We start from the raw sequence: 25,777 nt of genomic DNA, 5'->3' as shown, positions 1-25,777 counted from the left end.
ACCGGCCCCCTGCACCGGCCCCCTGCACCGGCCCCCTGCACAGGCCCCCAGCGGGTCCGCTCAGGCGCCGGGACGGCCGTCGCCGTGCCGGCTGCGACCCTGACGCTCGGCCACGCGGCGGCGCACGTCCGCCTCCACCTGCCGGGCGAGCGCGGCCGTGCGCCGCTTCGCCGCGTCGGCGGCCAGGCGGAGCGTGTCCTCGCTGCTGGGGAGCCGCCCGCGGCTCCGGGCGATCTCCTTCGCCCGCTGCCGCTCGAGGCGGGCCCGCTCGTCCGCGATCGCCTGGTCCCGGGTGAGCTGCACCTTGAGCACGTGGGCGGCCGTGACGGCCATGACGATGAGGGGCCAGAGGAACACCGGCGAGCCGGCAGCCGCGCTGACGGCAGCCCACACCGCCCAGGCGATGAGTCCGGTGCCCAGGAACGTGAGCACGGCGCGACGGCGGGCGGCGTGCCAGGCCGCCTCGGCCGCTGCCTCGATGTCGCGCCGGGCGTCGGGGGCGAGCGTGAGCGCGGGACGGACGGCTCCGTCGGGCACCAGGTCGACCAGGAGCCGGGTCAGGTCGCCCAACGTCCTGGACCGCATCGCCGCGTCGGTCCGCTGGGAGCGCTCGACGGTGTCCAGCCGACCCTCGGCGTACGCCTCGTCGAGGAGGGCGCAGGTGACGGCGCGGTCGTGGTCCGCCGCCCGGAGGTGCGCGTGCGCGGGGTCGCGAGGGTCGAGGGCGAACTGGGTCCACACCGAGGCGTCCACCTGTCCGTCCTCCTCTCCCGGTCCGAGGGGCACCACGTGGTGCCCGCGTGCCCACCCGCCCTCCGTCCGGTCCGACGGACCGTGGGTGCCGGCCGACAGCCTGACAGCAGGCGAGCGGGTGCCGTCGAGGATACCGGGCTGGACCACGGGAGGACCCGAGGCAGAAGTCCGCTCCGGCGCGTCCCCCGGCGTATTGCTCCCGGAGGCGCGGATCGTTGCCTAGGGTTCGCCTGTGCACAAGGACGCTGGTCTGCCCTCGCTCGAGCGACTCGACTGGGCCGCGCAGATCAAGGACTACGCGATCATCACGCTGGACCTCGAGGGTCGCGTGACCACCTGGAACGCCGGCGCCGCCCTGGTGAAGGGCTACGACGCCGCCGAGATCGTCGGCCGCTCCTTCCACGCCTTCTACACGGCGGAGCAGCTCGCCGACGGCACCCCCGAGCGCCTGCTGGCCACCGCCCGCCGCGACGGCCGGGTCGAGGACCTCGGCTGGCGCGTGCGACGCGACGGCAGCCAGTTCTGGGCGGACGTGGTGATCACCGCCCTGCACGACGAGGACGGCGTCCTCACGGGCTTCATCAAGGTGACCCGCGACCTCTCCGAGCAGCGCCGGATGCAGCACGCCCGGGAGATCTTCATCTCCGGCCTGGGGCACGACTTCCGCAGCCCGCTGACCAGCATCGAGGGCTACGCCCAGCTCCTGTGCACGGACCTCGAGGACCCGGCGCTCGTGGACTTCGCGCAGCGCATTCGGGCGAACGCGGTGCGGATCATGAGCATGGTCGACCAGCTGGTGGAGCAGGCGAAGCTGCACTCGGGCACGGTCGAGGTGCACGTGGAGCCGGTCGAGCTGGGGCCGTTCGTCGCCGCGGTCGTCGGCGACCTCGGCGGTGCCCTGGCGGGGCGCGAGGTCAGGGTGCACGGCGCGGAGGGGGTCGTGGTCGCCGCGGACCCGGATGCGCTGAGCCGCGTGCTCGTCAACGTCCTCGGCAACGCGGTGAAGTACAGCCCCGAGGGCGCGCCCGTCGACGTCCACGTGGAGCCGGCAGGGGTGCAGGGACGCAGACCGGCGGACGCGGCCGAGGCGGTGTCCGTCGTCGTGGCCGACCGGGGGCGTGGCATCGACCCGGCGGACCGGGAGCTCGTGTTCTCGGAGTACGAGCGCGGCCGGCGCGCACAGCGGGACGGCGGGTTCGGTCTCGGGCTCGCCGTGGTCCGCCAGCTCATGGAGCTCATGGGCGGCTCGGCGACCGTCGAGGACGGACGGCACGGCGGGACCGACGTGGTGCTCGTCCTGCCCCGCGCCTGAGCGCCCCGCGGCACGTCGCCCCCGGCCCGCCGTGGCACGGGTGTCTACCCATGAGTAGGGTCGCCGCTGAGGCGACGACGAGGCGACGGACGGCGCCGCCACCCGACCCACCCCAGGAGCCTCACGAGGGAGAGGAGCGCCGGTGCGCATCGCGCTGACGTCCTACCGCTCCCTCCCGCACGGGGGTGGGCAGGGGATCTACGTCCGCCATCTCTCCCGTGCGCTGGTGGCGCAGGGCCACAGCGTCGAGGTGTTCTCCGGTCCGCCGTACCCGGTCCTCGACGACGGCGTAGCGCTCACCCGGATCCCGAGTCTGGACCTCTACCGCGAGCCCGACCCCTTCCGCACGCCCGCGCTGAGCGAGCTCCGGGACTTCGTGGACGTCGAGGAGGTGCTCACCATGCGCGCCGGCGGCTTCCCGGAGCCGCGGACCTTCTCCCTGCGCGTCGCTCGGGCGCTGGCGGAGCGCCGGGACGAGTTCGACGTCGTCCACGACAACCAGACGCTCGGCCCCGGACTGCTCGACGTGGCCTCGTTCCTGCCGGTCGTCACCACCGTGCACCACCCCATCACGGTCGACCGACGGGTCGAGGTGGAGGCCGCGTCGGGCTCCCGCCGCTGGAGCCTGCGCCGCTGGTACGGCTTCGTGGGCATGCAGGGCGTCGTGGCGCGCCGGTCCGAGGTGCTGCTGTGCCCGTCGGAGTCGGCCGCCGCCGACGTCGTCCGGGACTTCCGCGTGGAGCCGGGCCGCGTGCGGGTGGTGCCGCTCGGGGTCGAGGAGCGCTTCCGGCCCCCGACGACGGACCGTGTGCCCGACCGTGTCGTGGCCCTCGCGAGCGCCGACGCACCGATGAAGGGCGTGGCGACGCTCCTCGAGGCGGCAGCGCTGCTCCGGGCGGAGGGGAGACGCCTGGACCTGGTCCTGGTCTGCCGTCCCAGGCCCGGCGGACCCACGGAGCGGCTGGTGGACCGGCTCGGCCTGCACGACGTCGTCCGGTTCGTCCACGGGTTGTCCGACGACGACCTGGTCGCCCTGATGGGCTCGGCAGCCGTCGGGTGCGTGCCGTCCTGGTACGAGGGGTTCTCGCTCCCGACCGCCGAGCTGATGGCCTGCGCGACCCCCCTGGTGGTCTCCGACGCGGGGGCCATTCCCGAGGTGGTCGGCGAGCCTGGCGAGTGTGCCGACCTCGTCCCGCCGCGGGACCATCACGCCCTCGCCCGGGCCCTCGGCGCCCTCCTGGACGACCCAGGCCGTGCCGCCCGCATGGGGGCCGCCGGCCGCCGACGCGCCGAGGAGCGCTACGGCTGGGGCGCGGTGGCTCGTGCCACCGCCGCCGTCCACGCCGAGGCGGTCGAGCGGTGGCGAGCAGGAGCCCGCCCGGCCCACGTCCGCGCTCGTCCGCTGGTGCCCACCCGGCTCACCGTCGGCCGGGCCCTCCGGCCGGAGCCGGGGCGATCCCCGCGCCCCACCCCCGCAGCCGCCACCGTCCCCCAGGCTCCCCACGACACCGCCGCCCCTGTCCCCGTCCCCCAGGAGGATGACCGTGCTCACCGTTGACTTCGACCGCCTCGGGCTCGTGCCCGGCGACCGGGTGCTCGACCTCGGGGCGGGGGCCGGCCGACACGCGTTCGAGGCCTACCGACGCGGCGCGGACGTCGTCGCCCTGGACCAGGACGCCGAGGAGCTGCGCGGCGTCGACGACCTCTTCGGCGCGATGCGGCTCGAGGGCGAGGTGCCGGAGGACGCCCGGGCCGCCGTCGTCCTCGGCGACGCGCTGGCTCTGCCCTTCGAGGACGGGGAGTTCGACCGCGTCATCGCGGCGGAGATCCTCGAGCACGTCCCGGCCGACATCCAGGCGATCCAGGAGCTCGTCCGCGTCGTGCGGCCCGGCGGCACGGTCGCCGTGTCGGTCCCGCGGTGGTTCCCCGAGATCATCAACTGGCGCCTCTCGGAGGAGTACCACACCGTCGAGGGCGGCCACATCCGGATCTACACGGACGCTGAGCTCGTCTCGAAGCTGACCTCGGCCGGCCTCACGCACGAGGGCACCGGTTACGCGCACGGCCTGCACAGCCCGTACTGGTGGCTGAAGTGCGCCGTGGGCGTGGACGACGCCGACCACCCGCTGGTCAAGGCGTACCACCGGCTGCTGGTCTGGGAGATCACCTCGCAGCCGCGGGTCCTGCGGTGGGCCGGCCGCGTCCTGGACCCCCTCATCGGCAAGAGCCTCGTCCTCTACCTGCGCAAGCCCGAGGTGCCGTGAGCGCCGATCTGCCCACCGGGCTGCCCACCGGGACCGTCGTGCCGGCGGTCCCGGGCCTGCTGGAGGCCGAGGACGTCGCGCTGACGGCGGCCTCCATCGCCGGCATGCAGGAGCCCGACGGCGCCGTCCCGTTCACCACCGGTCAGCACGCGGACGTGTGGAACCACGTGGAGGCGGCGATGGCCCTCCTGGTGGGCGGGCGCGTGGCCGAGGCCGAGGCCGCCTACGCGTGGGTGCCGCGGTGGCAGCGCGCCGACGGCTCCTTCCCGCTGCGCATCGAGCGGGGGGAGGTGACCGACGAGCGCGGCGAGGTGAACGTCTCCGCGTACCTCGCGGTCGGGGTGTGGCACCACTGGCTCCTCCGGCGCGAGCAGGCCTTCGTGGAGCGCTACTGGCCCGTGGTGGACGCCGCGCTGACCTGGGTGTGCGCCCAGCAGGAGGACTTCGGGGGCCTCACCTGGACGCCGAGCGAACGGGGTGCCCTGCTCGCCGGCTCGTCGTCGGTCTACCAGTCGCTGCGGGCCGGGCTGTCGCTGGCGGGGCTGGTGGGGGAGAGCCGGCCTGCGTGGGAGCTGGCCGCGGGGCGGCTGCGGCACGCGCTGCGCCGGCACCGGTCCGCCTTCCTGGACAAGTCCCGCTACTCGATGGACTGGTACTACCCGGTCCTGGGCGGGGCCGTGCGCGGCGAGGAGGCCCTCGCACTCCTGGGCACGCGGTGGGAGGACTTCGTGCGGCCGGGCCTCGGCATCCGCTGCGTGGACACCAACCCGTGGGTCACGGGTGCCGAGACCTCGGAGCTCGTCATGGCGCTGGACGCCGTGGGCCGGGTGGAGGACGCCCGACGGCTGCTGGCCGACGTCCAGCACCTGCGCGCGGACGACGGCGGCTACTGGACGGGCTGGGTCTACGGCGACGACGTGATCTGGCCCCAGGAGCGCACCACCTACACGGCCGCGGCCGTGGTCCTGGCCGTGGACGCACTGGGGGCGACCCTGGGGTCGGCGACGCCGGGCTCCGGGATCATGCGGGGCGAGACGCTGGTGCCGCACCCGCCGGAGCGCGATCTGCGCTGCGGCTGCCCCGACGCCGGCTGACGGACAGCCGATGGGCCTCAGCCCACCGGCTCGCCGGCGTCCCCACCCACCCGGCGCAGGACGCGCAGCGACCCCACATGAGCGACCTCGGCGAACGCCCCGGAGGCGAGCGCCCGCTGGTGCACGTGCCAGGGGGCCTGCCCACCGTCGGCCGGGTCGGGGAAGACGTCGTGGATGGCGAGCAGCCCGCCCGCCACGAGGTGGTGGGCCCAGCCGCTGTAGTCGGCCTGCGCGTGCTCCTCCGCGTGGCCGCCGTCCACGAACACCAGGGACAGGGGCGTCCGCCAGTGCCGGGCGACGGTGCGTGAGCGGCCGATGACGGCGACGACGACGTCCTCCAGCCCCGTGGGCGCCAGGGTCGCCCGGAAGCGGGGGAGCGTGTCCATCAGGCCCGTGCCGGGCACGACCAGCGTCGGGTCGTGGTGCTCCCAGCCGGCCTGGTTCTCCTCCGAGCCCCGGTGGTGGTCGACCGTGAGGACCACCGGCTCCTCGCCGACGGGGTGCGCCGCGGACGCGGATCGCGCCGCGTCCCCCAGCAGGATCGCCGACTTCCCGCAGTAGGTGCCGATCTCGAGGGCGGGCGCGGTCGAGGCCGAGAGGACCGCCCAGGCCCAGCGGCGCAGGGACTCGCCCTCGTCGTCCGGCATGAAGCCGTCGGCCGCGCGGGAGGCGGCGAGGAGCGCGGGGTCGCACGGCGGGGCGGTGGCGGGGTCCGGCAGCAGCACGGGCTCACCCTAGGTTCACCCGGGGACGACGAGCCCGCCGGTCTGGTCGGTGCACGGGCGTCCTGCGGAAGGTCCACGTGGCGCGGAGGCCGACGGTGTGAAGACCTGATGAGGATCCCCGGTGCAGTCCCAGGTCGCGATGGACCCGAGGGGTTCCGTGCCATCGGCGCGACGAGGCCCTAGGGTGGACACATGGCGGTCATCGTGGCAGTGGAGGACGACCCCGACGTGCACCAGCTGCTCCGGTTGCTGCTGGAGGACGCCGGGCACACGGTGCACATGGCGACCGAGGCGGAGGTGGGTCTCGGCCTGGTCGCCGAGCACGGTCCGGGCCTGGTGGTCCTGGACGTCTCCCTGCCGGGTGGCGTCGACGGCGTCGAGGCCTGTCGTCGGCTGCGTGCCGAGCCGGCCACGGAGGCCCTCCCGGTCCTGATGCTCACCGCGAAGGCCCGCGAGGAGGACCAGCGCCGCGGCATGGCCGCCGGCGCGTCCGACTACCTCGTGAAGCCCTTCGACATCGTCGAGCTGCTCAACCGCGTGGAGAAGCTGCTCTCCTAGAGCGGTTCCCCGGCCCCCGGTCCCGCCGGTCGCCGGGGTTCAGCGGGGCTCGCCCCGGCTCAGCGCGGCAGCACCAGTTCGAACGTCGAGCCCTGCTCGGGTGCGGACGAGACGGTGACGCTGCCGTCGTGGGCCGCCATGATCGTCTCGACGATCGACAGCCCGAGGCCGGTGCCGGGCACGGTCGCCTCGATGGCGCCCTCGCTGCGGAAGAACCGCTCGAACAGCCGTGCCTGGTCCTCGGGCGTGATGCCGATGCCCGTGTCCCGCACCCTGATCCGGTCGGTGTCGGCGTCCCGCAGGACCTCGACCGTGACGGTGCCGCCGTCGGGGGTGAACTTCACGGCGTTCGTCAGCAGGTTGAGCACGGCGCGCTCGAGCTGCTCCGCGTCCACGAGCGCGGGCACGGGCGTCGGAGGCAGGTGGACGTCGAGGCTCAGCGAGCGGCCCCGCAGGGACTCCTCGGCCTCCTCGCACGCCGCCCGGACGACGTCGCGCAGGTCGGTGGTGGCGAGCTCGAGGTCGTCGCGCCGCGACTCCAGCCGCGACAGCGTGAGGATGTTCTCGATCAGGCCGAGCAGACGGCGTCCGCTCCGGTCGATCCGCCCCAAGGACTCCTTCTGGCGATCGGTGAGCGGCCCGAGGTGGCCCGACGAGAGCAGCTGGGTGAAGCCCAGCACGCTGGTCATGGGCGTGCGCAGCTCGTGGCTCACCGAGGAGACGAACTCGTTCTTGCTCCGGTCGATCTCCTCCAGGCGCTCCACGGCCGCCTGCTCGTGGGCCAGGGCCGCCCGCAGCGACGCCTCGCGCTGCCGGCGCTCGGTGACGTCGTCGGCGACGAGGAGGAAGCCGAGCGGCCGTCCGTCGACGGCGGTCAGGGCGCTGGTGCGCAGGGCGACGGTGAAGGTGGTGCCGTCGGGCCGGACCCAGGTCCAGTCGCGTCGGTCCGGGCGTGCCGTCCGCGCGGCGTTGAGCAGCACCACGCCGGGCTCGTCGGGTCGGGGGGTCAGCTCTGCCCGCGCGGCGCGGATCTCCTCGGCGGGGTGCAGCGAGTCCAGGGGGCGGCCCAGGAGCTCGGCGCCGGCGGCGCCGAGCATGCGCTCCGCGCCGGTGTTCACGTAGGTCAGCAGGCCGGCCCCGTCCGTGCCGAGGATGCCGATCTCGGTCGTGCCACGCAGCAGCGCGGCGGTGAACTCGCGCTCGTCGCTCAGCTCGCGCTGGGCCGTCCGCTCGTCCGTCAGGTCGACCAGCTGGGCGACGACGAGGGAGCCCTCGTCGGTGTCGCGGAGCGGGGACAGGGCCAGGCGGACGCAGCGGGGCGGAGTGGTCTCCAGCCAGAGCTCGTGGTCCCAGGAGCTCCGGCGGTTGTCGAGCATGTCGTGGACGGCCTCGCCGACCGTGCCCAGGTGGGAGCCGAGCCCCGCGGTCCAGACCCTGCCGAGCAGGTCGTCGCGGGTGCTGCCCAGCAGGCGCGCAGAGGGGCCGTTGGCCTCGATGATCACCAGGCCGTCGGTCGTGGGGCGGAGCAGCATCATGCCGATCAGCGACTCGGCGATGCCGCGCCGGTAGGTCTCCCGGCTGCTGAGGGCGGCCTCGACCGCCTCTCGCCGGTGGGCCATCGCGAGCGCGAGCGGCAGCGACGCGAGCGTCAGGGTGACCAGGAAGAGCTGGACGAGCGCGTCCCGAGCGCCGGCGTCGTGGACGGGGCTCGCGGAGAAGGGGCCGCCACCCTCCCCGGTGAACAGCGTGACGAGCACGCTCATGGCGAGCACCTCGGCCACGAGCCACCGCATCGGGAGCAGCACTGCGCCCCACACGACGAACGGCACCGGCAGGAAGGCAAGCGGAAGGCTCTGGCCGGGGAGGAACACGAGGGTCGAGACGAGGGCGCTGAGGACCTGGAGCGGACGCCAGATCCACACCGCCGGGGTCGGGCTGCTCGCCGGGAGCCGGAGGAACAGGGGCGTCACCACCAGCAGCGCGGCTCCGTGGGTGGCGAGCAGGGTGCGCCCGGCGACGGTGCCGATGCTGCTGTCCCCGTTGACGGCCCCGATGACGAGGCCCCCCAGGACGGCGGTGACGAACGCGCCGGCCAAGGAGGCGAGGAGGAGACGCGCGAGGTCCTCGAAGCTCTCGAGGCCGGGACGTCGGCGGGCGGCGCCCAGGGCCAGGACGAAGACGAGGGCCTCGATCGCCTGCACGGGGAACGAGACGAGGACGACCGCCGTCGGCCGGTCCCCGAGGTAGCCCGCGACCGAGGCGACCAGGCCGACGGCCACCAGGAGCGCCGGCCAGCGTCGGCGGGGCGAGAGGAGGAGGAGGCCGGCGGCCACGCCGCTGGCCGGCCACCAGGCCGACACCGAGCTCCCGGTCGACGTGAACGCCACGGAGGCCACGCTCAGGAGCAGCTGCACCGCCAGGAGGGCGAGGACGCCCGTGAGCGGGAGCCGCGGCGCGCCGTCCTGGGCGGGCGGGTGCACGGGGCCGCGGTCGGAGCCTGGGGGGAGGGGAGCCACAGGGACATCATGGAGGGCTGCGGGCTCGCTGGCACGCGCGTTCGCCGACGGCGTGTCAGGGGGACCGGCCGCAGCGCCGTCGACCCCGGCCCGCGGATCAGTCGTCGGCATCCGGCACGCCCGGTGCCTCGAGGGGGACGCCCGCCGGTCGTGCGAGGAGACTGTCCAGCTCGTCGGCGAGCAGGTCGACGTCGAAGGGCTTCGCCAGGACCGGGACGCCGAAGCGCTCGGCGCGTCGGCGGACGGCGCGTCCGTGGTGCGCGGTGAGGAGGGCGACGCGGGGCGTCCCGACCTGGGGGTCCACCTCCAGCGACTGCAGCACGCCGAAGGCATCCAGGCCGGGCATCGCGACGTCCAGGACGACGAGGTCGAACGGGGTGGACCTGAGCGCGTCCACGGCCGCGAGCCCGTCGGGGACCGTGCGGACCCGGTGTCCCCGTTCGGAGAGCACCAGCGACACGAGCGCGCAGAGGTCCTCGTCGTCGTCGGCGACGAGGATGCTGGCCATTCCTACCGCCTCCTGGAGGGAGGACACGGCGCCACGGGCCACCGCCGTCCTCGGTGCTGCGCGGCCGGGGGTCCACGCAGTCCCATGTTCGCCCACCTGACGTGAAGGCCACCAGGGGTGCGCTCGGGCCCGCGTGAAGACGCTGTGAACGTCCGTGGCCCCGCGAGGACGGCGCGGCACGGCGCGCAGCGGGGCGCAACCCCTAGAGTGGATGCATGACGCGTGTTCTGGTCATCGACGACGAGCCCCAGGTCCGCCTGGCCCTCCGCAGCGCCCTGGCCCGTGCCGGGTTCGAGGTCCTGCTCGCGGCCGACGGCCGCGAGGGCTTCGAGACCCTGGCCACCGCGGCCCCGGAGGTCGTGGTCCTCGACCTGTGGCTCCCCGACACCGACGGGCTGACGTTGGTCCGCACGCTGCGCACCTGGAGCTCGGTGCCCGTGCTGATCCTCTCCGGCGTGAGCGACCAGGCGCGCCGCGTCGCCGTCCTCGAGGCCGGGGCCGACGACTTCCTCCAGAAGCCGTTCGGGCTGGACGAGCTTGTCGCGCGGCTCCGGGCCCTGCTGCGTCGCACCCAGACGAGCGGTGACGACGAGCTCCAGCGCAGCCGCCAGTTCGGCTCCCTCGAGGTCGACCTGGCCAGCCGCGCGGTGAGCCGCGAGGGCGAGGCGCTGCACCTCACCCCGACCGAGTGGCGCCTCCTGGAGGCGCTGGTGACCAACCCGGGCAAGCTCCTCACGCACCGCTGGCTGCTGCACACGGTGTGGGACGCCGGGCACGGCGACGAGACCCGCGCCGCGCTGCGCGCGCACCTGCGCAGCCTGCGCGCGAAGATCGGCGACGACGCGACCTCGCCCATCTTCGTGGCCACCGAGTCCGGCGCGGGCTACCGGTGGATCGCCGTCGAGGGCACGGCCCCCGAGCTCCCGGCTGCTCCGACGGCCCCCGAGGACGGGTTCGGGACGATGACGCCGGGCTCCGACGCAGAGGTCGGACGCTCCAGGGTCTCCGAGGAGGTCACCCACGAGCTCAACAACGCCCTCACGGCACTGCGGCTGGCCCTGCACGTCGTGCGGTCGCGGGCCGAACGGGCCGGCGACGACGCGTCCCGGGAGCTCTCGCCGCCCCTGGAGCGGTTCGACGCCGCCCTGGCCCGCGTGAGCGGGCTCGTCGTCGAGCTCGAGCGGATCGCCAGCAACCAGATCGAGGCGTCCGAGGACGAGCAGGACGAGGAGATGCCCATCACCGACGACGTCCTGCCCGAGCTCCCGCCCGCCTCCGGGGACTGACCGGGCGCCGCGACCGCGGCGGGCTCAGTCCGCCGGGTGCAGCCGTTCCCGCAGGAACCGCAGGACCTCGTCGACGGCGGTCTGCGAGCGCTGCTCGGTGACGGTGGAGTGCCCGCGTCCCTCCAGCTCCACCGCGCGGAACCCGTCCCCGAGTCGCTCGCGCAGCGTGTCGAAGCGCGTCCCCACGGCGGGGTCGCTGCGGTAGCGGACGCCCAGGACCGGGCACCCCGCGTCGACCCGCGCGACGACGCGCTCCAGGTCGTCGGGGGAGAGGTTCAGGTCCGCGGCCCGGCGTCGGCCGACGGGGAACGGCGCGGACGGCTGGCAGAGCACCGGGGCGGTCACGGACTCGTCGACCATCATCGCCAGCGCGAAGCCGCCGGTGAAGCACATGCCGAGCGCCCCGACGCCGGGTCCGCCGACCTCGGCGTGGAGGTCCCGTGCCAGGGAGCGCAACCAGTCGGCGACCGGCGTGGTGACCCCGGTGGCGAAGGCGGTCATCTCGCGGCTCACGCAGACCCGCGCGAGGCTGCCGGCCACGTATCCCGGGCTCGGCGCGCGGCCGAGCTCGCCGAAGAGGTGGGGGAGCACCACGGTGAAGCCGGCCTCGACGACCTCCTCGGCGAAGGCGACCACCGCCGGGGTCGGCCCCGGGATCTCGTGCACGACCACGACGCCGGGTCCGGTGCCGCGGCGGTGCACGGGGTGCGACACCCTGTCGTGCACGTGGACGCCGGGCTCCCACCCGGGCAGGGACGGAAGGGTGGCAGGCGAGAGGTCCATGGCCGGACGCTAGCGGTCGGCGGTGCCCCACGGCCCTCGGAAGGCGAGACCATCGGGATGGCCGCGGGGTGTGCTGGACCGGTCCCGGCCGCCCCTAGCGTCCGGGTCATGCCCGAGCGTCACCTGCGACTCGTCCTGCCGCACCAGCTGTTCGCCGAGCACCTGGACGTCCCGGACGGCACCACCGTCGTCCTGCTCGAGCACGACCTGCTCTTCCGCCACTACCGCTTCCACGTCCAGAAGCTCGTGCTGCACCGGGCGTCGATGCGGCGCTTCGCGACGCGGCTGCGCGAGGCGGGGATCGACGTGGTGCACGTCGAGACGGACGGCCGGACCACGAGCCGCCGGGCACTCGCGCGCGTCGTGGCGGACCTGGCCCCCGCGTCCGTCTCCGTCTTCGACGTGGTCGACGACTGGCTCTCGCGCGACCTCACGGCGGCCCTCGGGGACGCCGGGTACGAGCTGCGCCCCGAGGACGTGCTGGAGAGCCCGGGGTTCCTGACGACGCGGCGCGAGCTGGCGGACCAGCTGGGCGGGACGGCGGGCCCGCGGGGCAGGGCCGCGCGGATGCAGCACTTCTACGCCTGGCAGCGCCGACGCCTGGGCGTCCTGCTCACCGGGGACGGCGAGCCGGAGGGCGGCAGGTGGTCCTTCGACGAGGACAACCGCAAGAAGCTACCGCGTGGCCATCCGGTGCCCGCGCCACGCCTGCCCGCCCCGCACCCGGAGGTCGAGGAGGGGATGGACTGGGTCCGCCGGGCCTTCCCCGACAACCCGGGTCGGCTGCCCGCGGCCGACGCCTTCGCCTGGCCCACCTCGCACGAGGACGCGGAGGCGGGGCTCGCCGGCTTCCTCGTCGAGCGCTTCGCCCAGTTCGGCCCGTACGAGGACGCGATCAGCACCACCGAGCCCACCGTCTTCCACTCGCTGCTGACCCCGGGGCTCAACATCGGTCTGCTGGACCCCCGCCACGTCCTCGCGGAGGCGTTGCGGGTGGGGCAGGAGGACGACGTGCCGCTGCCCAGCCTGGAGGGGTTCGTCCGTCAGCTCATCGGCTGGCGGGAGTACATGCGGGCCACGTACCACCTCTGGGGGCGGCGCCTGCGGAGCCGGAACCACCTCTCACACGCGCGACCGCTGGCCCCGGGGTGGTGGACGGCGGAGACCGGACTGCCCCCGGTGGACCTCGTGATCGACCGCGTGCTGGAGAGCGGCTACGCCCACCACATCGAGCGGCTCATGGTGCTGGGCAACGCGATGTGCCTGCTGCGCACCGACCCCGAGGCCGTCCACGAGTGGTTCATGGAGCTCTTCGTGGACGCCTACGACTGGGTGATGGTGCCGAACGTCCACGCCATGAGCCAGTTCGCCGCCGGCGAGGCGATCACCACCAAGCCCTACGTCTCGGGCTCGAACTACCTGCGCAAGATGAGCGACCTGCCCGCCGGTGACTGGACCGAGGACTGGGACGCCCTCTACTGGACGTTCGTCCGCGACCACCGGTCCGTGTTCGAGCGGAACCCGCGCAGCCAGATGATCGCGCGGGGCTACGACCGGCTCGACCCCGCGCGCAAGGCGGCCCTCACCCGGCGCGCCCACCGCTGGCTGGAGGGCTGAGCGCGGGCCGGTCTCGCGGCGTCGTGGCCCGCACGCGCGTGGCAGGCTGGGACGGTGCGTCGACCCCACAGCCTCGAGCTCGTCCTGGACGACCCCGACGACCTGGCGGTGCGCCGGCGCTGGGAGGCGCTGCGCGAGGCCGGGCTGCCCTCGCAGGCCGACCACGCCTCGCCGACCAACGCGCCCCACGTGAGCCTCGTCGAGGCTCCCGTGATCGACGACGCGGCGCTGGACGTCGCCCGCGCGCGCCTGCGGACCCTGCTGCCGGTCACGGCGCGCGTGAGCGGCCTGCTGGTGCTGGGTGGCCGGCGGCTGACGCTGGCCCGGCCCGTCGTCCTCGACGACGACGTGGTGCGTCGCGCCCTCGCCGTGCGGGTGCAGGTGCCGGAGCGGCTGCGGGCGGGGTGGCTGCCGCACCTCACCCTGGCGCGGGGCCTGGACCCGGCACGCCTGGCAGATGCGGTCGCCGTCCTGGCCGAGGTCGACGCCGCCTCCGGAGCGCTCGAGGAGGTGCTGGTGACCGGCGTCCGGCACTGGGACCCGGACCGGGGTCACGTGCGCGCGCTCTGACCGCTGAGCGGCCGGGTGCGGACCGGGCGGGCGCAGGCCGGGGAGCCGCTCTCTAGGCTGGCGTCATGTCGCAGGTCAGCCACGCCACGCAGGACGACGACCACCCGCTGGGCCGTCCGCTCTCCGCCGACGAGCAGCGGGTCCTCGGGGCCCTGCTGGAGAAGCAGGTGACGGTCCCGGGCTCGTACCCGCTCACGCTCAGCGCGCTGCGCACCGCGTGCAACCAGACGAGCTCGCGGGAGCCCGTGACGGACCTCGACGAGCGCACCGTGGAGCAGACAGCGCGCGCCCTCAAGGACGACGGCCTCCTCCGGATCGTGTGGTCCGACTCCGGACGACGCACCCTGAAGTACCACCAGGCCCTCGACGAGGTCCTGGGGCTCGACGAACCGGGCCGCGCCCTGCTCACCGTGCTCCTCCTCCGCGGTGCGCAGTCACCCGGTGAGCTGCGCACCCGCACGGAACGGCTGCACCGGTTCACGGACCGCGACGACGCCGAGGCCGCCCTGGAGGTGCTGGCCGGGCGGGAGCGGCCCCTCGTCCGGCGCCTCGACAAGCGTCCTGGCGATCGGGACCACCGGTGGATGCACCTGCTGGGGCCCGCGTCGCCCGCGGCCGGCGCCGAGGGCCCCGTGCCGCTCGCCGCGGACGCGGGGGCCGAGGACGGGCGCGAGGCGCGGGACGCGCTCGTGCGGGAGGTCTACGACGCGCTCGCGCCGGCCTACGCGGAGCAGTTCTGCGCCGAGCTGGAGGGCCACGGCCTGCCCTTCGAGCGCTGGGTGCTGTGGCGGGCCGCGGAGCACGCGGCCGAGCTCGGCCTGCCCGTGGTGGAGGTGGGCAGCGGGCCGGGCCACACGACGGCGTACCTCGCGGCCATGGGTGCCGACGCGCGCGGGCTGGACGTCAGCCCCGGGATGGTGGAGGAGGCGCGCGCCCGCTACCCGGAGCTGCGCTACGACCTGGGCGACCTGCGCCGGCTCATGCGCCCGGAGGCGGCGGAGGGCTGGGGTGCCGTGGTGGCCTGGTTCAGCCTCCACCACCTCTCGCCGGCCGAGCTCGGGGACGCCGTGGCGGCCCTGGCCCGTCCGCTCGCCCCGGGTGGGCTGCTCGTGGTCGGCACCTTCAGCGGGCACGAGGTGCGCCGGGTGGGGGAGTGGCTGGGCCACGACGTCACGGGCCTGGCGCTGGTGCCGACGCAGCCGGAGGTCCTGGTCGAGCACGTGCGGGCCGCGGGCCTCGTGGACGTCGAGTGGTACGTGCGGGGCGCCAGGCCGGAGGACGGCGAGCGGACCGACCGGCTCGTCGTCGTCGCCCGGCGCGCCTGAGCCGGGACCGGCCGGGAACGACCCAGTCGGGTACGACCCGGCTTGGAACGCCCGAGCCTGGAATGACTCAGGCCCGCGCCCCCGAAGGGGTGCGGGCCTGGGTCTGCTCCGTCGGACTTGGGGGTCCCGACGGGGTCAGAGGCGGGTGCGGCGGGGATTGGCCACCATGCCGGTCGAGACCGGGGCGGCGATCTTCTTGTCCTGCGGCGTCTGGTTCTCGGTGGTCGTCATGGCGTAACGGTAGGCCCTCGACAGCCTGTTCGGAGTACCCGGAGGGGCACGTGTGTGCCACGTCACGCACGTGTGGGCTCAAGGTCCCGAGACGCTGTCCACCGGACCGTGGGCGGCCGGTGCAACCTCGGGACGAAGGTCCCTGGTGCCGCGCTCCGGAGCCCCGCCGGGGCCCGTCCGGTCCCTCGCGCTGAGCTCAGTCGCGGGCCGTGAGCACCAGCGGGCCGTCGGCCGTGATGGCGACCGTGTGCTCCATGTGGGCACCGCGGGAACCGTCGGCGGAGCGCAGGGTCCAGCCGTCGGGGTCGGTGAAGATCTCGTCGGTGGTGTGCAGGAACCACGGCTCGATCGCGATGACCAGGCCCTCGGCCAGCTTGAGCCCGCGTCCCGCGCGGCCGTCGTTGGGCACGTGCGGGTCGCCGTGCATCGTGCGGCCGACACCGTGGCCGCCGAACTGCGTGTTGATGGTGAGGCCGGCACCGCGCGCGACCTCAGCGATGGCGGCGGAGATGTCCCCGAGGCGGTTGCCCACGCGGGCGGCGGCGATACCGGCCTCCAAGGCGCGGGTGGTGGTCTCGATGAGCCGCAGGTCCTCCTCGCGGGGAGTCCCGACGACGACGCTGAGCGCCGAGTCCGACACCCAGCCGTCCACGGAGGCGGCGAAGTCGACGGAGAGGAGGTCGCCGTCGGCCAGGACGTAGTCGTGGGGGAGGCCGTGCAGGACCGCGTCGTTGACCGACGTGCACAGGACCTTGCCGAACGGCGAGCCGCCGAAGCTGGGGTGGTAGTCGATGTAGCAGGACTCCGCGCCGCGCTCCTTGATCATGCGGTGCGCCAGGGCGTCCAGGTCCAGCAGGTTCACGCCCACGTCCGCGGCGTCGGCGAGGGCGGTGAGGACGTCGGCCACGAAGCGTCCGGCGGGACGCATCTGCTCGACCTGGGTGGGGGTGCGCAGCTCGATCACGCGGCGAGCCTACGCGGGGAGCGAGGGCGCCTGCGCAGCCGGGAGGCCGCGCCGGCGGGGCCGGCCGGTCCAGACCTGCGTGCCGTGTGGCCGCCTGGGCAGTGACGCCGACGAGCCGCCCTCGTTGAGGAGGACGACCCGCCGTCCTCTCCCCCCAGTCGCGAGCCCCCGCCGCGTCGGGGGACGGTGAGATCCGGAGCCTCTGGTGTCCCCTCTCCTCGCCCTTCCCGTCGGCGTCCTCCTCGCCGCCCTGCCCGCGGTGCTCGTGCTGGTGCTCGTGCGGCCCAGTCGCGTCCCGAGCGGCGCGGTCGCCGGGCTGCCCGCCCGGCCGCTGGGACGGCCTGCTCCGCGGCGCGCGGTCCCGACCGCCGTCCACCCCGGAGCCCCGTCCGCGTCGTCCTCCGCTGTGTCCTCCGCTGCGTCCTCGGTCGGCCGGGCCTGGCGAGCGGAGAGCGTGCTCGAGGTGCACGACCCGGGCTCGTGGTCCTACGGCAGGTTCAGCGCGGCCGAGATGCTGCTGGAGGCCGAGGTCCTCCTGGCGGCCGGTCGGGAGCCCGCGGGACGGCGTCGACCCGAGACGTCCGCCCTGGGGTGAGGGGGCCCTGACGGAAGTACGGAATGACTCGAATGGACTACGCCTGAATCCCCGCGCTCCAGGTGTAGGACAACACCCCCCTGGGTAATGCTTGCTGCGACGTCGCGACAGGGACACGGCCGCCCCCCCCACGGCCGGGCCGGGACGTCATCCCCCCGGAAGCACCTGACCTCTCTCGGTCCCCCAGACCGAAGCGGGGCCTCCGGGACCCTGGAGGTAACAAGAATGATGTGGATGATCGTGATGGCCGTCCTTCTCGGGACGATCGTCTGGTACGTCGCTCGCGACGCCCGACCCGCCAGCGCCGCCGAGCGCCGGGACTCGCAGGAGCACAAGCGCCTGGCGCGCCTCAACCGCCAGCCCGGGACCGCCACCAGGACCGACCTCGGTCGCCTGCTGCGGGCCCACGACCTCGACGACGGCGACGTGGCCCTCGTCCTCAACGCCACCCACCGGGTCGGCACCGCGACCCTCTGGGCCTGGGCCCAGCGCCACGACGTGCACGCCCTCACCGCGGTGGCCCGGGCCGGGCTGGACGAGGCGACGCTGCGCCGTCACCTGGCCGACGGGACCCTGCCCGACCTGGCGGCCCTCCGCGTGCGGGCCGCGCTCACCGGTGAGCGCCTCGCACCGGTCACCCGGAAGGCCGACTCCCGTCGCCCGGCCGCCCCGACCGCCCCGGTCCGGCGCGCGGCCGCCCCGACGCAGGCCATGGGCGCGCTGCCGACCGTCTACGCCCCCGGCCTCGACGGTGAGGCCCTGGTCCTCGAGCAGGCGGCGCCGGCCGCGGTGCCCGCGCCCGCGGAGTCGGCGGCCGACGTCGCCGCCGCCTACGGGATGCCGCTGAGCGAGATGCTGGGGGACGAGCACCTGCTGGCCCGCCCGGAGCTCCCCGACATGCGTCCGCCCGCCGCGGGCCTCCCCCCGATCGGCGACCCCGGCACCTGGCCCTTCCCCGAGCTGGAGGCAGAGCTCGGGTTCCTGGAGGAGCCGTGGGCGCAGGGCGGTGTCGAGGAGATGCAGTCCCACGACGAGCCGGGCGAGGAGCCCGGCCTGGGCGAGGGCCGGGCCGCCTGACCCACCTGACCCGCGTGGTGCGGGTCCGGGGTCACCAGCCCCGGGCCCGCCACTCCGCGAGCTGCGGACGCTCGGCGCCGAGCGTCGAGTCGTCCCCGTGGCCGGGGTAGAACCACGTGTCGTCGCCGAACCGGTCGAAGACCTTGCGCTCCAGGTCGTCCATGATCGAGGCGAAGGCCTCCGCGTCGGGCGTCTTGCCGGGGCCGCCCGGGAACAGCGAGTCACCGGTGAAGAGGTGGGCGCGTCCACCGGGCTCGGTGAAGGCGAGGACGACGGCCCCGGGGGTGTGCCCGGTGATGCGGACGACCTCGAGGCCGCACGACCCCACCGGGACGACGTCTCCGTCCTGGACGCGCCGGGTGACGGGGACGCCCGTCTGCTCGGTCACGGCGTCGGCGTCCGGGTCACCCACGGCCACCTCGGCGGAGGTCGCCGCGACGACGTCGGCGAGCGCGCGGTGGTGGTCCCAGTGCTGGTGCGTCGTCACGACCGTGCGCAGCCGCGCGGGGTCGAGCAGCGCGAGCAGCGTGTCGGGCTCGGCGGCGGCGTCGACGAGCACCTGGTCACCGCTGCTCAGGCAGGTGAGCAGGTAGGCGTTGTTCGACATCCGCTCGTCCACCGCGACCTTGGTGATCCGCAGGTCGCCGACCTCGCGCGTGTCCGGCGCCCCGCCGACCCTGACCTGACCGGTGTACGTCTCGCTCATCGTTGCTCCTCGTGGTGTGGGGCCGCGGTCGGGCGGGCCGTGGGCACGGTCTCACCCGGTCGGGCTGTCGGTGGTGCGTGAGAGGCTGGAGACTCCCTGGTACGACACCGTAGGCTGGGGAACGTCTGTTCGAACGACGGCCACGCCGGCCGCCGCCCGTCCCCCTGGAGAGGACCCCCGTGGCGAAGACCCCGCCGAAGCCCGAGGCCGCCCGCGCGACCACCCCGACCGACCAGCTGGTCGTCCGCGGTGCCCGGGAGCACAACCTCAAGGACGTCTCGGTCGACCTCCCGCGGGACTCGCTCATCGTCTTCAGCGGGCTCTCCGGCTCCGGCAAGTCCTCGCTCGCCTTCGACACCATCTTCGCCGAGGGTCAGCGCCGCTACGTCGAGTCGCTGTCCGCCTACGCCCGCCAGTTCCTCGGCCAGATGGACAAGCCGGACGTGGACTTCATCGAGGGGCTCTCGCCCGCGGTCTCGATCGACCAGAAGTCGACCTCCCGCAACCCGCGCTCGACCGTGGGCACCATCACCGAGGTCTACGACTACCTGCGCCTGCTCTACGCCCGTGCCGGCCGGCCCCACTGCCCGACCTGCGGCGCGCTCATCGAGCGGCAGACGCCCCAGCAGATCGTCGACCGCGTCCTCGCGCTCGAGGAGGGGCGCCGCTTCCAGGTGCTCGCCCCCGTGATCCGCGGCCGCAAGGGCGAGTACGTGGAGATGTTCAGCCAGCTCCAGACGCAGGGCTACTCCCGCGTCCGGGTGGACGGCGAGACCCACACGCTGGACGCGCCGCCGACGCTGGACAAGAAGCTCAAGCACACCATCGAGGTCGTGATCGACCGCCTCGCGGTGAAGGAGTCCTCCAAGCGGCGCCTCACCGACTCGGTCGAGACCGCCCTGCGGCTGGCCGACGGCCTCGTCGTCCTCGACTTCGTCGACCTGGACGCGAAGGACCCGGGCCGCGAGCTGCGGTTCAGCGAGAAGATGGCGTGCCCGAACGAGCACGCCATCGACGTCGAGGAGCTCGAGCCCCGCTCCTTCTCCTTCAACGCCCCCTTCGGAGCCTGCCCCGCCTGCTCGGGCATCGGCACGCGGATGGAGGTGGACCCCGAGCTCGTGGTCCCCAACCCGTCCGCCACCCTCGGCGAGGGCGCCATCGTGCCCTGGGCGCACGCCCACGTCTCCGACTACTTCCTCCGGCTGCTGGGCGCCCTGGGCGAGGAGCTCGGCTTCGACCTCAACACCCCCTGGGAGGAGATGCCCGCGAAGGCGCGGCGCTCCATCGTCGAGGGGCACTCGACCAAGGTCCACGTGGTCACCCGGAACCGGTACGGCCGCCAGCGCGCCTACGACGCGCAGTTCGAGGGCGTGCGCTCCTACATCGAGCGGCGGCACCGCGAGGCGGAGTCGGACACGAGCCGCGAGCGCTTCGAGGGCTTCATGCGCGAGGTCCCGTGCCCCACGTGCGACGGCACGCGGCTGCGTGACACCGTGCGCGCGGTGACGGTGACCGGCCGCGACGGCCGCGAGCTCGGCATCGCCGACGTCTGCGCGCTCTCGATCACCGAGGCTGCGGAGTTCCTCTCCGACCTCGACATGACGTCCCGCGAGCGGCAGATCGGCGAGCGGGTCCTCAAGGAGATCAACGAGCGTCTCCAGTTCCTCCTGGACGTCGGTCTGGAGTACCTCTCGCTGGCGCGGCCCTCGGGCTCGCTGTCGGGCGGCGAGGCCCAGCGCATCCGGCTCGCCACCCAGATCGGCGCCGGGCTCGTCGGCGTCCTCTACGTCCTCGACGAGCCGTCGATCGGCCTGCACCAGCGCGACAACGCGCGGCTGATCGAGACGCTGGTGCGCCTGCGCGACCTCGGCAACACCCTCATCGTGGTGGAGCACGACGAGGACACGATGAAGGTGGCCGACTGGGTCGTCGACATCGGGCCGGGCGCGGGCGAGCACGGCGGCCAGGTCGTCCACTCCGGGACGGTCGAGGAGCTGCTCGCGCACCCGGACTCCCTCACCGGCATGTACCTGTCCGGTCGTCGGGAGATCCCCGTCCCCGCGGTCCGCCGGCCGCGCACGAAGGGTCGCGAGCTCGCCGTCCTCGGTGCGCGCGAGAACAACCTGCGGAACGTGGACGTCGCGTTCCCGCTCGGCCTCTTCGTCGCCGTCACCGGGGTGTCCGGCTCGGGCAAGTCCACGCTGGTCAACGACATCCTCTACACCTCGCTCGCCAAGGAGCTCTACAACGCCCGGGCGCTCCCCGGCCGGCACCGCGCGATCACCGGCCTGGAGCACGTCGACAAGGTGATCCACGTCGACCAGTCGCCGATCGGGCGGACACCGCGCTCCAACCCGGCCACCTACACCGGCGTGTTCGACCACGTCCGCAAGCTCTTCGCCGCCACCCCGGAGGCGAAGATGCGCGGGTACCTCCAGGGTCGGTTCTCGTTCAACGTCAAGGGCGGACGCTGCGAGGCGTGCTCCGGCGACGGCACGTTGAAGATCGAGATGAACTTCCTGCCGGACGTCTACGTCCCGTGCGAGGTCTGCCACGGCGCGCGCTACAACCGCGAGACGCTCGAGGTGCACTACAAGGGCAAGACCATCGCCGAGGTGCTCGACATGCCGATCGAGGAGGCGGTCGAGTTCTTCGAGGCCGTCCCGGCGATCAGCCGACACCTCACCACGCTCGTCGAGGTCGGCCTGGGCTACGTCCGGCTCGGCCAGCCGGCCACCACGCTCTCGGGCGGCGAGGCGCAGCGCGTGAAGCTGGCGGCCGAGCTGCAGAAGCGCTCGACCGGCCGCACCGTCTACGTCCTGGACGAGCCGACGACCGGTCTCCACTTCGAGGACATCCGCAAGCTCCTGCTCGTCCTCGGCCGCCTGGTCGACAACGGCAACACCGTGCTGGTGATCGAGCACAACCTCGACGTCATCAAGTCCGCGGACTGGATCGTCGACATGGGCCCCGAGGGCGGCTCGGGCGGCGGGACCGTCGTCGTCGAGGGCACCCCGGAGAAGGTCGCGGCCACGCCGGAGAGCCACACCGGTCGCTTCCTGGCCCCGCTGCTGGAGGGCAAGGAGGCGAAGCAGCCCGGGAAGATGCTGCCCGCGAGCGAGGCCCCCGCCCCGACGCGCGGGACGCGTCGGCAGGTCGCCAGCCGTGCCGCGAACCAGCGGGCCGCCACGAAGGCGCGCAAGAAGACGAGCTGAGCCGGTGGGGGCGCGGGTGCGGGCGTGCCGACCGGTCGACACGCGCGTCCGGGCACCCCTGCCCCTGTACGGTCGCCTCGACCCCACCCGCTGACAGGCAGCCGCCCCACGGCTGACCCGCCGGCCCGTCCCGCCCCGGAGGACCGCATGACCGACGAGACCACGCCCGCCGCCTCCTGCTGCTGCGGTGCCGAGCACGCCACGAGGACGGGGACGCCCGGCGCCCTGTCCCGCCGCCGGGCGATCGGCCTGGGGGCCGTGGCCGGCCTCGCCGTCCCGGTGCTGGCCGCCTGCTCCTCCGACGACAGCGGGTCCGCCTCGGCGGAGTCCACGGCCGAGTCCGGCCAGGTGCTGGGCAAGGCGTCCGACGTCCCCGTGGGCAGCGGCGTCATCTACAGCGACGCCGGGGTCGTCGTCACGCAGCCGACGAAGGGCCAGTACGAGGGCTTCTCGGCCATCTGCACCCACCAGGGCTGCCCGGTGAGCCAGATCAGCGCCGACGGCATCGTGTGCACGTGCCACGGCTCCGTCTTCGACGTGAGCACCGGCGACGTCCTCGAGGGCCCCGCTCCGTCCCCGCTCGACAGCGTCGACATCACGGTCAAGGACGGCGAGGTCACCATCGCCTGATCCTCCCGGCGCGCCCGGCGCGCCACGGGGACATCCACGCCCACCTCCGCCGCGCGGGGGTGGGCGTCGCTGTCGGGGGCGCCTCGTAGGCTGATCGGGTGGCTGCACGACCCTCGACCGGACCCCTGTCCTACCGACCCGAGCCCGGCACGATCCCGACGCAGCCGGGGGTCTACCGCTTCCGCGACGGCCACGGGCGAGTCATCTACGTCGGGAAGGCCAACAGCCTCCGGGCCCGGCTCTCGAACTACTTCCAGCCGATCCAGAACCTGCACCCGCGCACGGCCACGATGGTCACCACCGCGCGCAGCGTCGAGTGGACCGTCGTCAACACCGAGGTCGAGGCGCTCCAGCTGGAGTACTCCTGGATCAAGGAGTTCGACCCGCGGTTCAACGTCAAGTACCGCGACGACAAGTCCTACCCCTGGCTCGCGGTGACCGTCTCCGAGGAGTTCCCGCGGGTGATGGTCGGCCGCGGTGCGAAGCGACGGGGCACGCGGTACTTCGGCCCGTACAGCCACGCCTGGGCCATCCGCGAGACCGTCGACATCCTGCTCCGCGTCTTCCCGATGCGCTCGTGCAGCAACGGCGTGTTCAAGCGCTCGGCCCAGATCGGCCGGCCGTGCCTGCTCGGCTACATCGACAAGTGCTCGGCACCTTGCGTCGGGAAGGTCAGCGCCGACGAGCACCGGGTGATCGTCGACGAGTTCTGCGACTTCATGGGCGGTCGCACCCAGGCGTTCGTCCGCCGGGTCGAGAAGGAGATGTACGCCGCCTCCGACGACCTCGACTTCGAGCGGGCCGCCCGTCTCCGCGACGACCTGGGCGCCCTCAACCGCGCCCTGGAGAAGCAGGCGGTGGTGCTCGGGGACGGCGCCGACGCCGACGTGGTGGCGCTCGCCGAGGACCCCCTGGAGGTCGCCGTCCAGGTGTTCTACGTCCGCGGCGGACGCATCCGCGGCCAGCGGGGGTGGGTCGCCGACCGAATGGACTCGGGGGAGACGGCCGACCTCGTCGAGACCTTCCTGCTCCAGCTGTACGCGGGGGAGTCGGGGGAGTCGATCCCCAAGGAGATCCTCGTGCCCGCGCTGCCCACGGACACGGCCACCCTCGAGGAGCTCCTCGGCGACCTGCGCGGCTCCAGGGTGCAGGTCCGGGTCCCGCAGCGGGGCGACAAGCGGACGCTGCTGGAGACGGTGGAGAAGAACGCCTCCCAGTCGCTGGCGCTGCACAAGACCAAGCGCGCCAGCGACCTCACGACCCGCAACCGGGCGCTGGAGGAGATCCAGGAGGCGTTGGAGCTCGACGACGTCCCGTTGCGCATCGAGTGCTACGACATCTCCAACCTGCAGGGCACGGAGGTGGTCGCCTCCATGGTCGTCTTCGAGGACGGCCTCGCGCGCAAGTCGGAGTACCGCCGGTTCGTGATCAAGGGCGTGGACGGCCAGAACGACGTGGCGTCCATGCACGAGGTGATCACCCGGCGCTTCCGCCGGCTCCTCGACGAGCAGGCGCGCAGCGAGTACCGCCCCGGGGACGGCGAGAACGGGCCGATGCTCGTGGACCCGGAAACCGGCCGGCCCCGCAAGTTCGCCTACCAGCCGGGCCTGGTCGTCGTCGACGGCGGCCCGCCGCAGGTGGCGGCGGCCCGCGCTGCCCTCGAGGAGCTCGGCATCGACGACGTCCCCGTGTGCGGCCTGGCGAAGCGGCTGGAGGAGGTCTGGGTGCCGAACGAGGAGGACCCGGTGATCCTCCCGCGCACCTCCGAGGGCCTCTACCTGCTCCAGCGGCTCCGGGACGAGGCCCACCGCTTCGCCATCACGCACCACCGCTCTCGGCGCTCGAAGTCCATGGTGGAGTCCGCCCTGGACGACGTGCCGGGCCTGGGCGAGGTGCGACGCAAGACGCTCCTGGCGCACTTCGGCTCGCTCAAGAAGCTGCGGGGGGCCACGGTGGAGGAGATCGCCCAGGTGCCCGGCATCGGTCCGCGCACGGCGGAGGCGATCAAGGCGGCGGTCGAGCCCGGCGGGTCGGCGCAGGGCTCGGGCGGCACCGACGGACACAATGGCCCCACGGCCGCGGACGGGCCCGCCGAGGGCGGGAGCGGCTGGGTCGTCAACACCGCCACCGGGGAGATCGAGGAAGCATGAGCAGCGCTGCGGACACCGGGCACGAGCCCGGTCGGCTCGTCGTGGTGACGGGCATGACGGGGGCCGGGCGGAGCACGGCGGCCAAGGAGCTCGAGGACCTCGGGTACTACGTCGTCGACAACCTGCCGCCGTCCCTCCTGGGTGACGTCGTCCGCCTCGTCGACACCAGCCGCGGGACGAGCCAGCCGATCGCGGTGGTGGTCGACGTCCGCTCGGGGTCGTTCTTCGACTCCCTCCAGGTGAACCTGGCCGAGGGCGCCCACGGACGGCTCGCCTCCCTGGTCTTCCTGGAGTGCAGCGACGAGGTGCTCGTGCGGCGGCAGGAGGCGGTGCGCCGTCCGCACCCCCTGCAGGGCAGCGGACGCCTGCTCGACGGCCTCCAGCGCGAGCGCCGGGTCCTCGCCGACCTGCGCGGGGACGCCGACCTGGTCATCGACACCACCTCGCTCAACGTCCACCAGCTCACCGCGCGCATCCGGGAGGCGTTCGGTACCGACGAGGCGACGCGCCTGCGCATCCGCGTGGTGAGCTTCGGCTTCAAGTACGGCATCCCCGTGGACGCCGACTTCCTGGCCGACATGCGCTTCCTGCCCAACCCGCACTGGATCCCAGAGCTGCGCCCGAGCACCGGCCGGGACCCGGAGGTCTCCGACTACGTCCTCTCCCAGCCCGGCGCCGCCGAGTTCCTCGACGGCTACCTGCCCGTCCTCGAGGGCGTCGCGGAGGGGTACCTGCGCGAGGGCAAGCGGTTCATGCGCGTGGCGATCGGCTGCACCGGGGGCAAGCACCGCAGCGTGGCGATGACGGAGGAGATCACCCGGCGTCTCGTCGAGCGTGGGTTCCAGGCCACCGCCACCCACCGTGACCTGGGGCGCGAGTGAGCGCGCCCGCCGTCCCC

Annotated in this window: 22 protein-coding genes; 15 read left to right on the top strand and 7 right to left on the bottom strand. The window is 74.1% G+C overall.

Annotation, left to right across the window (positions count from 1 at the left end):
• Window positions 1-60 precede the first annotated feature (60 nt).
• Entirely contained in the window at window positions 61-753 is a 693-nt protein-coding gene (locus E8D37_RS01465; RefSeq protein ID WP_168929564.1) for a DUF1707 domain-containing protein, read from the bottom strand.
• Between the two features lie 232 nt (window positions 754-985).
• Here E8D37_RS01465 and E8D37_RS01460 point away from each other — a divergent pair, with 232 nt between their 5' ends.
• From E8D37_RS01460 to E8D37_RS01445, 4 genes are all read left to right on the top strand, one after another.
• On the top strand, window positions 986-2,065 hold the full coding sequence (locus tag E8D37_RS01460) for a HAMP domain-containing sensor histidine kinase (RefSeq protein ID WP_136567960.1): 1,080 nt from the start codon (window positions 986-988) through the stop codon (window positions 2,063-2,065).
• Between the two features lie 142 nt (window positions 2,066-2,207).
• Complete coding sequence (locus tag E8D37_RS01455; RefSeq protein ID WP_136567959.1) at window positions 2,208-3,623, top strand: glycosyltransferase family 4 protein; 1,416 nt, start codon at window positions 2,208-2,210, stop codon at window positions 3,621-3,623.
• The gene (locus E8D37_RS01450; protein ID WP_136567958.1) at window positions 3,610-4,329 is read left to right on the top strand and encodes a methyltransferase domain-containing protein; all 720 of its coding nucleotides are present in this window, start codon (window positions 3,610-3,612) and stop codon (window positions 4,327-4,329) included. Before E8D37_RS01455 ends, E8D37_RS01450 begins: the two co-directional genes overlap by 14 nt.
• Complete coding sequence (locus E8D37_RS01445; RefSeq protein WP_240770114.1) at window positions 4,326-5,423, top strand: prenyltransferase; 1,098 nt, start codon at window positions 4,326-4,328, stop codon at window positions 5,421-5,423. The genes E8D37_RS01450 and E8D37_RS01445 overlap by 4 nt, the downstream gene beginning before the upstream one ends.
• Before the next feature lie 17 nt (window positions 5,424-5,440).
• On the opposite strand, the gene E8D37_RS01440 is transcribed toward E8D37_RS01445, so the two are convergent.
• Window positions 5,441-6,148: a class I SAM-dependent methyltransferase gene (locus E8D37_RS01440; RefSeq protein WP_240770113.1), complete on the bottom strand. Its 708-nt coding sequence runs from the start codon at window positions 6,146-6,148 to the stop codon at window positions 5,441-5,443.
• Between the two features lie 192 nt (window positions 6,149-6,340).
• On the opposite strand from E8D37_RS01440, the gene E8D37_RS01435 reads away from it, so the two are divergent.
• A complete protein-coding gene (locus E8D37_RS01435; protein WP_136567957.1) occupies window positions 6,341-6,706 on the top strand; it encodes a response regulator in 366 nt (121 codons plus the stop codon).
• A gap of 59 nt (window positions 6,707-6,765) precedes the next feature.
• Here the strand turns inward: E8D37_RS01435 and E8D37_RS01430 are convergent, their stop codons facing one another.
• Both E8D37_RS01430 and E8D37_RS01425 read right to left on the bottom strand, forming a co-directional pair.
• Entirely contained in the window at window positions 6,766-9,222 is a 2,457-nt protein-coding gene (locus E8D37_RS01430; protein ID WP_168929562.1) for an ATP-binding protein, read from the bottom strand.
• A gap of 97 nt (window positions 9,223-9,319) precedes the next feature.
• Window positions 9,320-9,730 carry a response regulator gene (locus E8D37_RS01425; RefSeq protein ID WP_136567955.1) on the bottom strand — a complete coding sequence of 137 codons (411 nt, stop codon included), beginning with the start codon at window positions 9,728-9,730 and terminating at the stop codon, window positions 9,320-9,322.
• Between the two features lie 215 nt (window positions 9,731-9,945).
• Between E8D37_RS01425 and E8D37_RS01420 the strand changes: the two genes are divergently transcribed.
• The gene (locus E8D37_RS01420; protein ID WP_136567954.1) at window positions 9,946-11,016 is read left to right on the top strand and encodes a response regulator transcription factor; all 1,071 of its coding nucleotides are present in this window, start codon (window positions 9,946-9,948) and stop codon (window positions 11,014-11,016) included.
• 24 nt (window positions 11,017-11,040) lie between these two features.
• On the opposite strand, the gene E8D37_RS01415 is transcribed toward E8D37_RS01420, so the two are convergent.
• A complete protein-coding gene (locus tag E8D37_RS01415; protein WP_136567953.1) occupies window positions 11,041-11,799 on the bottom strand; it encodes a dienelactone hydrolase family protein in 759 nt (252 codons plus the stop codon).
• A 108-nt stretch (window positions 11,800-11,907) separates the two neighbouring features.
• Between E8D37_RS01415 and E8D37_RS01410 the strand changes: the two genes are divergently transcribed.
• The 3 genes from E8D37_RS01410 (at window position 11,908) to E8D37_RS01400 (ending at window position 15,311) form a co-directional block, all read left to right on the top strand.
• A complete protein-coding gene (locus E8D37_RS01410; RefSeq protein ID WP_136567952.1) occupies window positions 11,908-13,416 on the top strand; it encodes a cryptochrome/photolyase family protein in 1,509 nt (502 codons plus the stop codon).
• Window positions 13,417-13,470: 54 nt separating this feature from the next.
• On the top strand, window positions 13,471-13,986 hold the full coding sequence (locus E8D37_RS01405) for a 2'-5' RNA ligase family protein (RefSeq protein WP_136567951.1): 516 nt from the start codon (window positions 13,471-13,473) through the stop codon (window positions 13,984-13,986).
• 65 nt (window positions 13,987-14,051) lie between these two features.
• Entirely contained in the window at window positions 14,052-15,311 is a 1,260-nt protein-coding gene (locus E8D37_RS01400) for a DUF480 domain-containing protein (protein ID WP_136567950.1), read from the top strand.
• A gap of 427 nt (window positions 15,312-15,738) precedes the next feature.
• Here E8D37_RS01400 and map read toward each other — a convergent pair whose 3' ends face one another.
• Window positions 15,739-16,506 carry a type I methionyl aminopeptidase gene (map, locus tag E8D37_RS01395; protein WP_136567949.1) on the bottom strand — a complete coding sequence of 256 codons (768 nt, stop codon included), beginning with the start codon at window positions 16,504-16,506 and terminating at the stop codon, window positions 15,739-15,741.
• A gap of 205 nt (window positions 16,507-16,711) precedes the next feature.
• Between map and E8D37_RS01390 the strand changes: the two genes are divergently transcribed.
• Window positions 16,712-17,101 carry a hypothetical protein gene (locus tag E8D37_RS01390; protein WP_136567948.1) on the top strand — a complete coding sequence of 130 codons (390 nt, stop codon included), beginning with the start codon at window positions 16,712-16,714 and terminating at the stop codon, window positions 17,099-17,101.
• A 234-nt stretch (window positions 17,102-17,335) separates the two neighbouring features.
• Window positions 17,336-18,178, top strand: a complete 843-nt coding sequence (locus E8D37_RS01385) for a hypothetical protein (protein ID WP_136567947.1) — start codon at window positions 17,336-17,338, stop codon at window positions 18,176-18,178.
• A gap of 31 nt (window positions 18,179-18,209) precedes the next feature.
• On the opposite strand, the gene E8D37_RS01380 is transcribed toward E8D37_RS01385, so the two are convergent.
• On the bottom strand, window positions 18,210-18,884 hold the full coding sequence (locus tag E8D37_RS01380; protein ID WP_136567946.1) for an MBL fold metallo-hydrolase: 675 nt from the start codon (window positions 18,882-18,884) through the stop codon (window positions 18,210-18,212).
• Between the two features lie 179 nt (window positions 18,885-19,063).
• On the opposite strand from E8D37_RS01380, the gene uvrA reads away from it, so the two are divergent.
• From uvrA to rapZ, 4 genes are all read left to right on the top strand, one after another.
• Window positions 19,064-22,099, top strand: coding sequence for an excinuclease ABC subunit UvrA (uvrA, locus tag E8D37_RS01375; protein WP_136567945.1), 3,036 nt, complete (start codon window positions 19,064-19,066; stop codon window positions 22,097-22,099).
• A 147-nt stretch (window positions 22,100-22,246) separates the two neighbouring features.
• On the top strand, window positions 22,247-22,729 hold the full coding sequence (locus E8D37_RS01370) for a Rieske (2Fe-2S) protein (protein WP_136567944.1): 483 nt from the start codon (window positions 22,247-22,249) through the stop codon (window positions 22,727-22,729).
• A 98-nt stretch (window positions 22,730-22,827) separates the two neighbouring features.
• Complete coding sequence (uvrC, locus tag E8D37_RS01365; protein WP_136567943.1) at window positions 22,828-24,879, top strand: excinuclease ABC subunit UvrC; 2,052 nt, start codon at window positions 22,828-22,830, stop codon at window positions 24,877-24,879.
• Entirely contained in the window at window positions 24,876-25,760 is an 885-nt protein-coding gene (gene rapZ, locus E8D37_RS01360; RefSeq protein WP_136567942.1) for an RNase adapter RapZ, read from the top strand. Before uvrC ends, rapZ begins: the two co-directional genes overlap by 4 nt.
• Window positions 25,761-25,777: the final 17 nt, after the last annotated feature.

The organism is Nocardioides sp. GY 10127 (genome assembly GCF_004919085.1).
Taxonomy (GTDB): Bacteria; Actinomycetota; Actinomycetes; order Propionibacteriales; family Nocardioidaceae; genus Nocardioides.
Note: the sequence above shows the minus strand (reverse complement) of the source record. Positions and strands in the feature narration are given on the sequence as shown.